This window comes from Amycolatopsis sp. cmx-4-54, from assembly GCF_046548895.1.
In the GTDB taxonomy this organism is placed as follows: Bacteria; Actinomycetota; Actinomycetes; order Mycobacteriales; family Pseudonocardiaceae; genus Amycolatopsis.
In genome coordinates this window covers 290,900-304,561 of the sequence record NZ_JAEBEJ010000009.1, presented here as the reverse complement: position 1 = coordinate 304,561, position 13,662 = coordinate 290,900, and the positions used below count along the sequence as shown (strand labels likewise).

Below are 13,662 nucleotides of genomic sequence, written 5' to 3'. Positions count from 1 at the left end.
TGGACGCATGACCACTGGCGTCCTGCCCGAAAGCGAAGCCGCGACCTACGCCGGTTGGTTCGCCTGCCTCGCCGAGCCGATGCGGGTGAAACTGCTGCACGCGGTCGCGACGTCCTCCGGCGGCCTGACCGTCGGCGCCTTGACCGAAATCCTCGGAACGAGTCAGTCCACGTGCTCGCACCATGTCCGGAAACTCGCCGAGGTCGGCTTCCTGCATCTGCGGAAAGAAGGCACCGCCACCGTCGTCACCATCAACCAGGCCTGCTGCAGCGGGCTCCCGCACGCGGCCGACGCCGTCATGGGCCTGCTCGCCCCGCGGCCCTGCTGCCCGGACAACGTGCCCGACGACGTCGTCGTCCGCCCCGCGGCCGGCGGCGAAAGGCTCGACGCGGACTGGCTGCCGGGGCACAGCTGGGTCGCCGAGGTCGACGGCGAAGTCGTCGGCTGGATCGCGGCGACTCCGGTCCCGGCCCGCGGTGGTCATCGCGGTGTCGCCGAGACCGCCGTCCACGTCGTCGAAAGTCACCGCGGTCGCGGAGTGGGCAAAGCGCTGATCCGCAAACAGGTCACGGAGGCCGATGCCGCCGGGATCCGGACCCTGCAGACCTCGGTCCTCACCGACGACCGTGCCGCGATCGCCTTGCACCGCAGTGCCGGTTATCGCACGGTCGGCATCCGTGAACGCATCGTCGAGCGTGACGGCGTCTGGTGCGACACCGTCTTCCTCGAACGCCGCAGCTCCGTCGACTAAAGCGCGTGAAGGCCCCCTTCCCTCGGCTCAGCCGAGGGAAGGGGGCCTTCACGCGCGATCAGGCGGTGACGAGGGACAAGCCGTAGTTCTGCAGGATCTCGTTCACCGGCTGGAACCAGGTTTCACCGCCGGAACCGCAGTTGCCCCAGCCGCCGGAGGTGACTCCCTGCGCCTGGTCGCCGGTGATGAAGGAACCGCCGGAGTCGCCGGGTTCCGCGCAGACGTTGGTGCGGGTCATCTGGTGCACCGCGCCCTGCGAGTAGTTGACCGTCTCGTTGTGTCCCAGCACGGTGCCGCAGTGCCAGTGCGTCGTCGAACCGGACCGGCACACCGAGGTGCCGACCGGCGCGACCCACGAGCCGCGGACGAGCGCGTCGCTGACGGTGCCCCAGCCGAGGACGACCGGCGCGGTCCACCAGCCGTTGCCGATCCGGATGAACGCGTAGTCGTTGCCGGGGAAGGAAGAACCGGCGAAATTGCCCATCGCCGAGCCGTCCCAGCCGACTACGGAGCTACCCGTGCCGCCGCAGTGGCCGGCGCTGACGAATCCGCCGTGGACGGAGAAACCGATGGAGCAGCGGGTGTTCCCGTTGATGTAGTACGGATCGCCGCCGACGGTGCCCGCCGCGAACGGTTCGGCCTTGGGCGCGGTCACCACCGTGACCGGACCGGTTTTCCTTGCCCTGGCCAGGAATTCGTCGACGTCGGAATCGTGCTCGCCCGGCCGGACCGCGACCACGACGCTGCCGCTGCGCGGGTCGGCGCGCCAGCCGCTGACGGCGGCGGGAGCGGGCCGGGTCTTGGCCGACAGGTCGATTTCGGTCTTGGCCGCGTCGAGCCGGGCGGCGCTGACCGCGGCCGCGGCGGGTTCGGCGCCTGCCTGCCGGACGGCCGCCGCGGCCGCGGGGTCGGTCACCCCGACGACGAGTTTGCCGCGAGCCGGGTCGAACCAGGCTCCGCCGAACGCCGCACCGGCGGCCTGCCGGGCGGCGGGCAGCACCCGCGACGCGGTCATCTCCTGGGTGAGCCGGGTCGAGGCCTGCGCGGCGGTGAGCCCCAGGTCCCGCTGCATCGCGGCGATCAAACCGGGCGAAGCCTGCGCGACGGGGGCGAGGGCGGCGGATGTGAGACTCGCGGTCAGGACGGCGGCGCCACCGACTGCCAGGGCGATTCTTCGACGCATGGTCTAGTCCTCCAAGGCCGGGGGAAAGAAACACACTGCCCGCCGAGTGTGCGGCCGTGGTCCGGGAAAGAGCGAGGAATGTCCGGTCTTCTGTCCGGAATTCACAAGAGCGAATGCCGGTGATCGTCTACTTAGGACGAACAGCGGGTGAACCCTCCGCGCGCTGGTGCGGTGGTTCCAGTACGTTGCCGGGTATGACCGCGTCGCCGGAGGATGTGCCGGAGCATGTGCTGCGCACCTCGATCGTGGAGCGGTTGTTCGCTCGTGAAGCCGACCCGCGCCCATTGTTCACGCACCAGGACCACAGTGCCGGAGTGGACAGCACCGTCACCTGGACGGAGTTCGTTTCGCGCGTGCGAACGGTCGCCGGCGCACTGCGCCTGGTCGCACACCCGGGTGATCGGGTCGCCGTGCTCACCGGCCAGGACCTGAACTACCCCTTGGCGTTCTTCGGGGCGCTCGCGGCCGGCCTGATCGCCGTGCCGTTGATGGCACCGGGCAGTCCTTCCCAGCGAGCCAGGCTCGCCGGTGTACTGGAGGACAGCGGCGCACGGGTGTGGCTGACTTCGTCGGCCTCCGCCGCGAAGGTACGCGACGCGGGCACACCGGACCACCTGATCGTGGTCGACGAACTCACCGGGCCGGGCGTGGATCCGCTGCCTGTCGCACCGGAAAGCCCCGCGTACCTGCAGTACACGTCCGGGTCGACCCGGGAGCCCGCCGGTGCCGTGATCCCGCACCGGGCGGTCGCCGCCGCCTGCTGGCAGGCGAGCCGGGCCTACGCCGTCGACGAGGACACGACGTGCGTCGGCTGGATCCCGTTCTTCCACGACATGGGCCTGATCCAGCTGCTGTGCCTGCCGGTCCACGCGGGGGCGCGTTCGGTGTTCATGTCGCCCGCCGAATTCGTGCACCGTCCGGTGAGATGGCTGCGTCAGCTCGCCGATCACCCGGCCGTGTTCACCGCCGCGCCGAACTTCGCCTTCGACCTGGCCGTCGAAGCAGCCGAAGAAGCGGGGGACGACCTGGACCTCTCCGACGTCCGGGTCGCGTTGAACGGCGCCGAGCCGGTGCGGCCCGGCACGGTCGCGCGCTTCCTGGAGACTTTCGGCCCGCGTGGATTCCGCGCGGAAGCCCACCGTCCGTCCTATGGGCTGGCCGAGGCCACCGTGTACGTCGCGAGCGCGGGACCGGAGGGACCGCGGGGCGCGGTGTTCGACCGTGAAGCCCTCGCTCAGGGCCGGGCGATCGAAGTACCGGAAGGTCAGGAACTCGTTTCGGTCGGCCGCTCACTCGGCCAGCGAGTCCGGATCGTCCGGGACGGGGTGGCACTCCCCGACGGTCTGACCGGGGAGATCTGGATCCACGGGCCGAACGTCGCGGCGGGGTACTGGGGCCGGGGCGACGCCGCCGCGTTCGGCGGCGAACTCGACGGCACCGTCGGCTGGCTGCGCACCGGTGACCTCGGCGTGGTCCACCGCGGAGACCTCTACATCACCGGCAGGCTCAAGGATCTCATCGTCATCGACGGCCGCAACTTCCATCCGCAGGACATCGAAGCCGTGGCGGGCGAGGCGCATCCGGCGATCCGTCGCGACCGCGTCGCCGCGTTCGGTGTCACGGACGAAAGGGGAGAAGGGGCGATGTTGGTAGCCGAATGGGCAAAGAACGCCGAAGCGGATGTCAAAGAAGTGACGAGAGTGGTATTGCGCGCGGTTTCACGCGAACATGATCTGACGTTGCGATCGGTACGTCTGGTTCCCTCCGGTGACCTTCCGCGCACTTCCAGTGGCAAGGTGGCGCGGACCGCGGCGAGGGCGCGTTATAGTCGGCCCCGTGGGTGATCACCGCGCGGAGGTCGTGAAGGTAGTCAGTGAGACTTTTCGGCTTGATCCCGCCGAAATCGAGTCCGACGCGCCGCTCGAAGAGCTGGGTATCGACTCCAAGGGACGGATAAAACTCCTGTCGGCGCTGGAGATCCACCACGACGTGAGGATTGATCTGGACGAGCTGGACCGGTTCACCGACATCGGGTCGGTGGCCGAAGTGCTCGCAGAGGCACTCAACGGTAAGGCCGACGGATCCGACGAAAGGCGCTGAAAAGAATGAGCGGGGGCTTCACCGCGGCGACCGATGCGCTTTCATCGGCATCGAAGAACATCGGAAAGCTGACGGAACAGTTGCTCGAAGACAACCCGGATCTGTCGAGCACACCGGTGAACGCGGCGGGCTTCGGCCAGGCGCACGGCGACCACGCGAAGAAGTACACCGACGGCGTGGCGGCGTTGTGGGCGTCGGTCCAGGGGTACAGCACCACGCTCGGCTCGTTCGGCACGAACCTCGGTACCGCCGGCACCGCCTACGGCACCAACGAGGACGAGCAGAAGAACAAGATCACCGAGACGGGGATGCGCTAGTGGCCACCGAAACCACCTGGACCGACGTCAAGGCCGTCCTCGACGACCCGGCCGTTCCCGCCGAGCAGAAGACCAAGCTCATCGGCTCGTGGATCCGGACGCATCCGGCGCCTCCGCCGTGGTCGGGGGACCAGGAGCCGGAAGAGATCAAGGAGAAGCGCAAGGAAGCCGAGAAGTACGCGGCTTCCTACAACGCCATGCCGTTCTTCGCCTCGGACGACGTCGGCAAGGTCTACGACGAGGCGAAGAAGGCCGGAGATCAGGCCAGCTTCACCCAGAACGAAGAGACGAAGGCCGTCGACGAAGGCGGCAAGAAGGTGGACGAAGCGAAGGAACCCACCGCGGACGGCGCCGGGACCAAGACGTCGGACGAGATCTTCGACGCCGCCGCGCCCGCGCTCAAGGTGTTCCAGACGTTCGGCTCGCTGTTGGCGAAGGTGCCGGAAGACTGCCGTGGAACCTCCCGCGCGCTCGATTTCGACAAGGACATCCAGAAGCCGTTCGACGAGCAGCGCGGGATCAGTTTCAAGAACTTCGTCGACGACGCCGCGCATTTCAAGACCGGTTCGAAGACCGTCCAGAAGGCCATCGACGACACCGGTTCCCAGCTGAACACCCTTTACGGGACCTGGACCGGGAAGGCCGCGGACGCCTCGTCGGAGAACTACAACGAGAAGATCCTCCCGAAGGCCAAAAAACTCTCCCAGACACTGAACGACGCGAGCGAAGCGACGCTGCACACCACCGCCACGGTGTTCAAGCTGTGCAAGGGCAAGGCCGACACCGTCGTCGACCTCTACAAGGAGATCGTCGGCAAAGCGGACTTCTCGATGGCGCAGAAGGTCATCGCCATCGCCGCCGGCGAGAAGACCGGCAAGGAGGACCTCGGCGCGATCGCGGGCTGGATGGACGTCAACTTCGGCTCCAACCTGGTCCAGCAGCTGAACAACGACGGTTGTTGCGACGACGACGAGTTCAAGAAGGCGGGCCAGGACCTCGCCAAGCAGTGGATCCAGAACCAGTTCATCCCCGAGATGTGGACCATCATCTACGAGGGATTCGCCAAGTCCTGCAAGGAAACCAAGGATTTCGTCAACCAGGCCTACGACGAGCTCGACAAGGTCATGGGCAAGGTCAAGAACGAGTTCGAGGGCGCCGGTGACAAGGGCGGCGCGGGTGGCGCCGGCGGCACGGGCGGTGGACCCGGTGGCCCTGGTGGCACGGGTGGCGGACCCGGCGGCGGTCAGGGCCCGGACTTCACCGGCGGTCAGGGTGGTCCGGGAGGCGGCCCCGGTGGCTCGGGAACCGGTGGTCCGGAAGGTGGCCCCGGCGGCTCGGGAACCGGTGGGCCCGGTAGCGGCCCCGGCGGTGGACCGGGTGGTTCGGGCAAGGGCCCCGACTTCACCGGCGGCACCGGCGGTGGGCCGGGCGGCGGCGGTCCCGAGGGTGGCACCGGCGGCGGTCCCGGCGCGGGTGGTTCCGGTCCGGGCGGAAGCGGTACCGGCCCGACGGGCGACGTCAAGCCCCCGCCGGTCCCGGACGTGAAGATCCCCGAAAGCGGCTCCGGATCGCCGGGTGGTTCCAGCGGTGGGCCCGGTGGCGGTCTCGGCGGTGGCCCGGAGGCGAACAAGGATCAGACGTCGCCTTCGAGTTCGTCGCCGCCGCCGTCGAACGGCGACGAGCAGAAGGCCGCGGCCGAAGAGGCGAAGAAGCAGGCCGCCGCGGCGGCGGAGAACGCGAAGAAGCAGGCGTCCGAGGCGCTGGGCAAGCTGGGCGACGGTCCGGCCGGGGCCGACCTCGGCGGCTCCGGCGGCTCCGGGCCGGGCGGTTCGGGCCCGGGTGGTTCGGGGCCGGGCGGCGGTCCCGGTGGCGGCGGCAACACCGACGCCGCGGCCGAAGCCAAGGCAGCGGCCGAGAAGGCCAGTGAAGAGGCGAAAAAGCAGGCTTCCGACGCGCTGAGCAAGCTGGGCGACGCCCCCGGTGGCATGGGCGACACCGATGCCAAGGACGGAGACTCGAAGGACGGCGAGAAGGCCGCCGACGAGGAGAAGAAGAAGGCGTCGGACGCTCTGGACAAGCTCGACGACGAGCTTTCCGGCGAAGACAAGCTGACCGGTGACAAACCCGGCGAGGACGGCGACAAGGCCGAGGACGGCGAACGCGAGACCCTCAAGGTCAAGCAGGGTGATACGACCTTCGAGATGACCGAGCCGGACAAAGACGGCGAGATGGAGATCAAGGTCGGGGACGGTTCCGGTCCCGCCAAGGACTTCAAGCTCGACTGGACCGCTGACGGTGACGAGTCCAAGCTGGGCTCCACGCCGGATTCGGACGGCGGCAAGGACGACGGCAAGGCGGACAAGGACGGCGTCCATCGGCCAGGGCCGGACGGCAAGATCCACATCCAGGACGGCGATCTGAAGATCACCGCCGAACGTCCCGACGGCCCGTCCGGGCCGACGGTCGTCACCGTCGACGACGGAACCGGCAAGCCGACCACGTACACCCTCGGCGAGGACAAGCCCTCCGCTGACAAGCCGGCACATCCGGCGACTCCCCTCACGGGGACGGCGCAGCCCGACTCCAAGCCGGCGTTCATCGGGCACCACGGTGGCGGCGGAACCGTCCCCGACGGGATCGGCGTCCCCGCCGGTGACACCAGCAGCAGTGGCAGTGGCAGTGGCGGTGGCAGTGGCGGTGGTGGTTTCGGAGGCGGTGGTGGTGCCTCGGCGCCGTCGGTGCCCTTCGAAACCGCGAGCCCCGTGACAGGCCAGTCGCTCAGCGAAGGCGTGCACACCGGTGGTGGTACACATCAGCCGCAGCCCGTGGCTTCGGGCGCCCCGTCCGCTCCGATGGGCGGCCCGTCGGGGCAGTCGTTCGGCGGCGGCGCGATGCCGCCGATGGGCATGGGTGCCGGTGGAGGTGGCGGCCAGGGCGGAGACCAGGAACGGACCAACCGCGCGTACCGGATCGAGGGCGAGGTGTTCGACCAGATCAATGAACCCACCGGCCGGATCACCGGATCGCTGCTGGACGATGAGGATCAGTCGGTCACCCGTAGGCGGTGAGCCGGGGCAGGGGAGAACAGATGAGTGCCGATGACACCGCCACCATGAAGGCGACCCTGGACGGCCTGGTCCGCGAGCAGTCGGAGCGCCGGGCGCTGCGGGACAAGCGCGCCGACGAGATCAAGGCGAGCTCGCAGGAGTTCATGACCAAGCAGGTCCAGACCGCCCAGCGGTATGTCGAGCACCGGCGGGAGCTGGGGCAGCGCAAGACGAAGTCCGGGTGGAGCACCGACCGGTCGCACGCGCAGCCGGGTGCGGCGTCGGCGTTCGGAGACGACCCCGTGGACATGGCGGCTCCGTTCGCTTCGGAGCCGCCCGCCCGCCCGGGACGGGACACGCCCCGGCGTGCTCCCCGCGCACGGCAGGCACCGGCGGACGACGAGGACGACGCCTTCCTCAACAACCGTTGGCGCGACTGAACTCGCCGTCAGACGACCAGGCCGAGTGCCAGCACGATCGGAAGTGAGATCACCGACGCCAAGGACATGGCGACGGTGTGGGTCTTGAACGTGCCGCGGGTGCTCAGCCCGAGCAAGGACTGGAACATCCAGAAGAAATTGCTGCTCACGTGAGGGAGGAACAGCGCGCCGGAGCAGGCGGCGAGGGCGACCAGTACGACCGGGACCCCGAGTGAGCCCGCGATCGGCGCGAGGATGCCCGCCGCGGTGATCGCGGAGATCGAGATGGACCCCATCGCGATGTGCAGGACGGCGGCGATCAGCCACACGAGCACCAAGGGCGGCAGGAAGCCGGTGCCGAACGAACTCGCCAGCACGTCGCGCAACCCCGACTTGCCGATGACCTCCGCGACCGAGCCGGAGAGGCCGGACAGTACGAGGATGGGTCCGGCCATCGCCAGCGCCTTGGCGACGGCCGCGTTCACCTCTTGTGCGGACAGGACGCGCCGGGCGAGCAGATGCGCGAGACCGGCGCCGATCGCCATCGCGATCACCGGCTCGCTCACCAGCGACACGGGGCCCAGCGGGAAGTGGAAGGCGTCGGCGAGCGCGCCGAGGGCGATCAGCGACAGTGTCACCAGCACCGGGGAGACGGACAGCGGCAGCCGCCGGACGGCCGCGGTGGTCGTCGCGGTCTCACCGACGGTTTCGGTCTCGAGCTCGTCGGTGGCGGGATTCCACCGGAGCGCCCGGCGCAGCAGCACGGTGAAGACCAGTGTCGTGAGCACGGCGGTCGGGAGGCCGACGGCCAGCCCGAACAGGAACATCTCGCCGAGAGGCACGCGGAGGAGTCCCGCGACGGCGAGAGCCGCCACGCCGGGGACGACGAACACCAGCCCCACCTCGATCCCCGCGGTCAGCGCGCCGCCCATGAGCGCGACACCCCGTGGCCCCAGCCTGCCGCCGAGCCGCCGGGCCAGTGGCGCGGTGAGCACCAGGACCACATCGGAATAGATCGACGTGAACACGGTCGACAGGGAGACCGCGAACACCATCGGCACCCGTTTCCGCCCGAAGACATCCAAGAGTCGTTCCAGGACGCGATGCACGGTGTTCGTGGCGGTGAGCAGTGAACCGATGACGACGCCGAAGGTGATGAGCAGGCCGATCTCGGCCATTACGTCACCGAACCCGGTCGCGAGCGCTTCGGTCGTGCCGCCCACACCGGGTCCCGTGGCCAGCCCCAGATAGGTCGCGCCGATCAGCAGGCCGAAGACCGGTGGCGTCTTGAGCCAGGTGATCATCACGACGATGCCCGCAATGGCGATGCCGGTGTGGGCAAGGAGCCAGGCATCGGACACGGTGCCCTCCTCTGGACTCGCGGAGGACGGCGCCGGTGCCGTCTCCTCATAGCGACCCAGTAAGCCTCTTGGGCGGGTGCGAGTCCAAGACCGGGTTGCTGGCAAACTGATAGGCCTCGGCTATCGACCACGAGGAGGCCGGAATGGACGCCCGCCAGTTGAGGTACTTCCTGGCCGTCGTCGACACCGGCAGCGTCCACCGGGCCGCTGAGCTGCTCTTCGTCGCCCAACCCTCGGTTTCCCAGGCCTTGCGCACGCTCGAGCGGGACCTCGGGAGCCTTCTGTTCCACCGGACCGGCCGTCGCCTGGTGCTGACCGCGGCGGGGCACGCGCTCGTGGCGCCGGCGCGGGATGTCCTGCGGGGGCTGGACCTCGCCAGAGCGACGGTGGAGGCCGTCGACGGTCTCCTCGGCGGCGAACTGGTCATCGCCTCGATGCCTTCGCAGTCCGTCAGCCCGCTCACGGAGCTGATCGCCGCCTTCTCCGCCGCCAATCCGCTGGTCCGGATCTCCGTCCGCGCGGCGAGCACCCCGGCCGACGTCGGGAAGATGCTCACTACCGGCGACGCCGAACTCGGCGTGGTGGCGGCGTCACCGGCGGCCGCGGCACTGCCCGGCCTGGAGGCACTGCACCTGGAGACCCAGCGTTTCGCCGTGCTGGCCCGCGACGAGGCGGCGCTTCCCGCCGCGGACCCGGTCCGCCCCGCCGATCTCGCCGGGGCCGCGCTGATCGTCGGCCAGCGGGGCACGGGGATGCGCCGCGTGGCCGACGCGGTGCTCCGTGAGGCCCCGGGCAGCCGGTTCGCGGTCGAGGTGGAACATCGGGAGGTCGTCCTGCCTCTCGTCCTCGCCGGAGTGGGTGTCGCGGTGGTCAGCGACTCCTGGCGCGCGCTGGCGAACGCGGCGGGTGCCGTCGCCCGGGAGCTGGACTGCCCCGAACCACTGGCGGTGTCGTTGGTGTCCAGGCCGGGTCGGCAGAGCCCCGCCGCGGCCGCCTTCCATCGCCTGGCGGAGGCCGACTGATTCAGGCGTCTCGCCTGCCGATGGCGGCCAGCCCGGCGCCGATCGACGCCGTCACCCACACGGCCATCGCGAACAGCGCGCCCACGGCGGACAACGTGGATTCCGTGCCGGCGAGCTGACTCGCGAGTTCCGAGGGCATGACCGCGGCGATCCTCTCGCTCCAGGGCGCGGGTATCAGCATCCGCGGTGCCATCGGCAGAGCGAAGAGCAGGACGGCCATGGTGACCAGCGTTCCGGCGGTGGACCTGATCATCGTGGCCAGGCCGAGAGCGATCAGCGCGATCACCATCATGAGCAGGCCCTCGGCCAGTACCACCGGGAGCCCGGTGTCCACAGTGGTCAGTGACCCGATCGGCCGGTCGCCGATCACCAGCCTGCTCACGAAGAACGTCGCCACGGCGACCGCTTCGCCCGCGAGCAGGCTGGTCGCGGCGACGACCGCGGCCTTGCCCAGCAGGAGTTGCCGCCGCACGGGCACCGCGACCAGGCTGGTACGGATCATCCCGGTGGAGTACTCGGACGTCGCGGTGAGGATGCCGAACGTCATCAGGCAGAGTTGCACGACGGTGAGGATGGACGTCCCGTCACCGAGGCCGCCGAAATGCGAGCGTTCGTCCGGGGTGGCCGAATCCCAGGCGCCCGCGGAGATCAAGGCCATCAGGCTGCCGACGAGGACGGCGGCACCCGAACAGGCGAGCAGGGTGCGAGTCGAGCGGATCGATCTCGCTTTGAGGGTCTCCGAGGCGATGACGTCGATCACGAGGTCGTCCTTCCGGCGCGGTATTCGGTGCTGTCGTCGGTGAGCTTGAGGTAGGCGTCTTCGAGGGAGTCGCTGCGCGGCGTGAGCTCGTGCACGGCGATGCGGTGCCGGACGGCGACATCGCCGATGGTCACGGCATCGATGCCTTGTGCGGTAAGGCTTCCGTCCGGTCGGCGAGTGACGGTCGCGCCCGCGGCCCGCAGCAGGCCCGCCAGTTCGGTGCCGTCCGGCGTGCGCACCAGCACGTCACGCTGGAACCGTTCGGCGAGTTCGGCGATCGAGGCCTCCGCGATCAGCCTGCCCCGCCCGATGAGCACGATGTGGTCCGCGGTGAGTTCCATTTCGCTCATGAGGTGGCTGGAAACGAGAACGGTCCTGCCTTCGGCCGCCAGCGAGCGCATGAGATCGCGGATCCACCGGATGCCTTCCGGGTCGAGGCCGTTGCCCGGTTCGTCGAACAGGAGGATGCCGGGATCACCGAGCAGGGCCGCGGCGATCCCGAGCCGCTGCTTCATGCCGAGCGAAAATCCGCCGATCCGTTTACGCGCCACGGCGGTGAGCCCGACCCGGTCCAGCACCGCGTGCACTCGTGCCCGGTGGATGCCGTTGCTGCGGGCCAGACAGTGCAGGTGGTCGAAGGCGCCGCGCCCGCCGTGGACGGCGCCCGTGTCGAGCAGTGCGCCGACGTGATGCAGAGGGCGATCGATGGTGGCGTATCGCCTGCCGTTGATCAACGCCTCGCCGGAGGTGGGAGTGTCCAGGCCGAGAAGGGCCCGCATGGTGGTGGACTTGCCCGCCCCGTTGGGGCCGAGGAAACCGGTGACGTACCCGGGTTCGACCCGGAAGGACAGGTCGTCCACGGCGATCGTCGGGCCATAGCGCTTGGTCAGTTCCTTGAGCTCGATCATGACGCCAATGCTGTCCCGCCACCGCGATCGGCGAATCGGACCGAGGGACCACCCGGTGGCTCGTCCCACAGTCGGAGCGGGCAGCGGAGTCCCACCGTGGGCTGATAGGCGCACCCTTTCAGCACGGCAAGAACTGGGTCTTGGACGTACCGGCCCGGTCCGAAGTCCACTGGATCCCATGACCGGTTACCGCATCGCGCTCATTCCCGGCGACGGCATCGGCGCCGAGGTGCTGCCGCCCGCGCAGGCCGTGCTCGCCGCCGTCGGCAGGCGGCACGGGATCGAATTCACCTACGACTCCTTCGACTGGTCGTGCGAGCGCTACCTCGCCGAGGGCGCGATGATGCCGTCCGACGGTCTCGACCGGATCCGGCATCACGACGCTGTGCTGCTGGGGGCGGTCGGCTGGCCCGGAGTGCCGGATCACGTGTCGCTGTGGGGGTTGCTGATCCCCATCCGGCGCGGCTTCCGGCAGTACGTCAACCTGCGGCCGGTCAAGGTGCTCGACGGGGTGCCCAGCCCGCTGCGGGGCGCTGGAGCCGGAGCTGTCGACCTCGTCGTGGTCCGGGAGAACGTGGAGGGTGAGTACTCCGAGATCGGCGGGCGACTCGGCCGAGGCACCGAAGACGAACTGGCCGTCCAGGAGGCGGTGTTCACCCGCAAGGGGGTCACCCGCGTCGTCGAATACGCCTATTCGCTGGCCGAGACCCGCCGGAACCACGTGACGTCGGCGACGAAGAGCAACGGGATCGTCCACACGATGCCGTTCTGGGACGAACTGGTGGAAGAGGTCGCGGGGCGGCACCCGGAGGTGCGCACCGGCAAGGAGCACATCGACGCGCTGGCCGCCAAGCTCGTCCTCACGCCGGAGCGGTTCGACGTGATCGTCGGCTCCAATCTCTTCGGCGACATCCTGAGCGACCTGGCGGCCGCGGTGGCCGGGAGCATCGGCGTCGCTCCGTCGGCGAATCTCAACCCGGAGCGGGAATTCCCATCGATGTTCGAACCTGTGCACGGCTCGGCTCCCGACATTGCCGGGCAGGGCAAGGCCAATCCGCTGGGCGCCTTGTGGTCCGCGGCCATGATGCTCGACCACCTGGGGCATCCCGAAGCGAGCGGGGAACTCCTGGCCGCCGCCTTCGGCGCGCTGGACGACGGCGTCAGCACCGTCGACCTCGGTGGAACGGCGGACACCGCCGGGTACACACGCGCGGTGCTGGACCGGATGAACTGATCGGTTTGCTCTTGCCGCCGCAGGGTACCCGGCACGAGTGAGGCGAGCCGGAGGGCGGATGGGTTCATGGTCGACGTGAAGATGACGGTAGAGGCTTCTCCGGAGCGCGTGTTCGAGGTGCTCGCCGACGGCTGGACCTACGCGGCCTGGGTCGTGGGGGCCTCCCACATCCGTGACGTCGACCAAGGCTGGCCCGCGCGGGGAACGCGGATCCACCACCGCGTCGGGTCCTGGCCGCTCCTGCTCGACGACATCACCAAGGTGCACGTCGCCGACCCGCCGAGGCTGCTCGAACTCGAGGCGCGGGCCTGGCCGTTCGGCACCGCGCGGATCCGGTTGGAACTGCGGGAAACCGCGGCGGCGACCACGGAGATCCTGATGTCCGAGCAGGCGACCCGCGGGCCCGGCCGTCTGCTGCCGGAGGCCGCGCAGGCGCTCTTCCTGGTGCCGCGGAACCGGGAATCCCTGCGGCGTCTCGCGGATCTCGCCAAGGGCCGGGAGACCGCCGCTTGAGGAATGGCTTCACCCTCGCACACCGTCCTGTGTCCGTGAAGGCCTCC

13 protein-coding genes are annotated in these 13,662 nt (G+C 69.5%); 9 read left to right on the top strand and 4 right to left on the bottom strand.

Annotated features, from left to right (window positions below; genetic code table 11):
- Positions 1 to 7 precede the first annotated feature (7 nt).
- Entirely contained in the window at positions 8 to 751 is a 744-nt protein-coding gene (locus tag ACLJQ7_RS28625) for a helix-turn-helix domain-containing GNAT family N-acetyltransferase (RefSeq protein WP_410651250.1), read from the top strand.
- A gap of 58 nt (positions 752 to 809) precedes the next feature.
- On the opposite strand, the gene ACLJQ7_RS28620 is transcribed toward ACLJQ7_RS28625, so the two are convergent.
- A complete protein-coding gene (locus tag ACLJQ7_RS28620) occupies positions 810 to 1,934 on the bottom strand; it encodes a S1 family peptidase (RefSeq protein WP_410651249.1) in 1,125 nt (374 codons plus the stop codon).
- Between the two features lie 194 nt (positions 1,935 to 2,128).
- Here ACLJQ7_RS28620 and ACLJQ7_RS28615 point away from each other — a divergent pair, with 194 nt between their 5' ends.
- Genes ACLJQ7_RS28615 through ACLJQ7_RS28595 form a run of 5 tightly spaced genes read left to right on the top strand, consistent with a single transcriptional unit; the run spans position 2,129 to position 7,838 of the window.
- Positions 2,129 to 3,778 carry a fatty acyl-AMP ligase gene (locus tag ACLJQ7_RS28615; protein ID WP_410651248.1) on the top strand — a complete coding sequence of 550 codons (1,650 nt, stop codon included), beginning with the start codon at positions 2,129 to 2,131 and terminating at the stop codon, positions 3,776 to 3,778.
- Positions 3,771 to 4,034: an acyl carrier protein gene (locus tag ACLJQ7_RS28610; RefSeq protein WP_410651247.1), complete on the top strand. Its 264-nt coding sequence runs from the start codon at positions 3,771 to 3,773 to the stop codon at positions 4,032 to 4,034. Before ACLJQ7_RS28615 ends, ACLJQ7_RS28610 begins: the two co-directional genes overlap by 8 nt.
- 5 nt (positions 4,035 to 4,039) lie before the next feature.
- Positions 4,040 to 4,351 carry a hypothetical protein gene (locus ACLJQ7_RS28605; protein ID WP_034311561.1) on the top strand — a complete coding sequence of 104 codons (312 nt, stop codon included), beginning with the start codon at positions 4,040 to 4,042 and terminating at the stop codon, positions 4,349 to 4,351.
- A complete protein-coding gene (locus ACLJQ7_RS28600; RefSeq protein ID WP_410651246.1) occupies positions 4,351 to 7,419 on the top strand; it encodes a WXG100 family type VII secretion target in 3,069 nt (1,022 codons plus the stop codon). Before ACLJQ7_RS28605 ends, ACLJQ7_RS28600 begins: the two co-directional genes overlap by 1 nt.
- 20 nt (positions 7,420 to 7,439) lie before the next feature.
- Positions 7,440 to 7,838 carry a hypothetical protein gene (locus ACLJQ7_RS28595; protein ID WP_410651245.1) on the top strand — a complete coding sequence of 133 codons (399 nt, stop codon included), beginning with the start codon at positions 7,440 to 7,442 and terminating at the stop codon, positions 7,836 to 7,838.
- An 8-nt stretch (positions 7,839 to 7,846) separates the two neighbouring features.
- Here the strand turns inward: ACLJQ7_RS28595 and ACLJQ7_RS28590 are convergent, their stop codons facing one another.
- Complete coding sequence (locus ACLJQ7_RS28590; RefSeq protein WP_410651244.1) at positions 7,847 to 9,178, bottom strand: GntP family permease; 1,332 nt, start codon at positions 9,176 to 9,178, stop codon at positions 7,847 to 7,849.
- Between the two features lie 143 nt (positions 9,179 to 9,321).
- Here ACLJQ7_RS28590 and ACLJQ7_RS28585 point away from each other — a divergent pair, with 143 nt between their 5' ends.
- The gene (locus ACLJQ7_RS28585; RefSeq protein ID WP_410651243.1) at positions 9,322 to 10,200 is read left to right on the top strand and encodes a LysR family transcriptional regulator; all 879 of its coding nucleotides are present in this window, start codon (positions 9,322 to 9,324) and stop codon (positions 10,198 to 10,200) included.
- A gap of 1 nt (position 10,201) precedes the next feature.
- Here ACLJQ7_RS28585 and ACLJQ7_RS28580 read toward each other — a convergent pair whose 3' ends face one another.
- Together ACLJQ7_RS28580 and ACLJQ7_RS28575 are read right to left on the bottom strand one after the other, a co-directional pair.
- The gene (locus ACLJQ7_RS28580) at positions 10,202 to 10,960 is read right to left on the bottom strand and encodes an ABC transporter permease (RefSeq protein ID WP_410651242.1); all 759 of its coding nucleotides are present in this window, start codon (positions 10,958 to 10,960) and stop codon (positions 10,202 to 10,204) included.
- Positions 10,957 to 11,868 (bottom strand): ABC transporter ATP-binding protein, encoded by a 912-nt coding sequence (locus ACLJQ7_RS28575; protein ID WP_410651241.1) that lies wholly within the window; start codon positions 11,866 to 11,868, stop codon positions 10,957 to 10,959. Before ACLJQ7_RS28575 ends, ACLJQ7_RS28580 begins: the two co-directional genes overlap by 4 nt.
- 178 nt (positions 11,869 to 12,046) lie before the next feature.
- On the opposite strand from ACLJQ7_RS28575, the gene ACLJQ7_RS28570 reads away from it, so the two are divergent.
- Complete coding sequence (locus ACLJQ7_RS28570) at positions 12,047 to 13,102, top strand: tartrate dehydrogenase (protein WP_410651240.1); 1,056 nt, start codon at positions 12,047 to 12,049, stop codon at positions 13,100 to 13,102.
- A 66-nt stretch (positions 13,103 to 13,168) separates the two neighbouring features.
- Complete coding sequence (locus tag ACLJQ7_RS28565) at positions 13,169 to 13,615, top strand: SRPBCC family protein (protein ID WP_410651239.1); 447 nt, start codon at positions 13,169 to 13,171, stop codon at positions 13,613 to 13,615.
- Positions 13,616 to 13,662: the final 47 nt, after the last annotated feature.

Excerpts from the sequence above, each read along its gene's own strand:
- ACLJQ7_RS28585 (WP_410651243.1), top strand. The coding sequence starts at position 9,322 with ATGGACGCCCGCCAGTTGAGGTACTTCCTGGCCGTCGTCGACACCGGC.
- ACLJQ7_RS28575 (WP_410651241.1), bottom strand. The coding sequence starts at position 11,868 with ATGATCGAGCTCAAGGAACTGACCAAGCGCTATGGCCCGACGATCGCC.
- ACLJQ7_RS28595 (WP_410651245.1), top strand. The coding sequence starts at position 7,440 with ATGAGTGCCGATGACACCGCCACCATGAAGGCGACCCTGGACGGCCTG.
- ACLJQ7_RS28620 (WP_410651249.1), bottom strand. The coding sequence starts at position 1,934 with ATGCGTCGAAGAATCGCCCTGGCAGTCGGTGGCGCCGCCGTCCTGACC.
- ACLJQ7_RS28625 (WP_410651250.1), top strand. The coding sequence starts at position 8 with ATGACCACTGGCGTCCTGCCCGAAAGCGAAGCCGCGACCTACGCCGGT.
- ACLJQ7_RS28605 (WP_034311561.1), top strand. The coding sequence starts at position 4,040 with ATGAGCGGGGGCTTCACCGCGGCGACCGATGCGCTTTCATCGGCATCG.
- ACLJQ7_RS28615 (WP_410651248.1), top strand. The coding sequence starts at position 2,129 with ATGACCGCGTCGCCGGAGGATGTGCCGGAGCATGTGCTGCGCACCTCG.
- ACLJQ7_RS28565 (WP_410651239.1), top strand. The coding sequence starts at position 13,169 with ATGGTCGACGTGAAGATGACGGTAGAGGCTTCTCCGGAGCGCGTGTTC.
- ACLJQ7_RS28570 (WP_410651240.1), top strand. The coding sequence starts at position 12,047 with ATGACCGGTTACCGCATCGCGCTCATTCCCGGCGACGGCATCGGCGCC.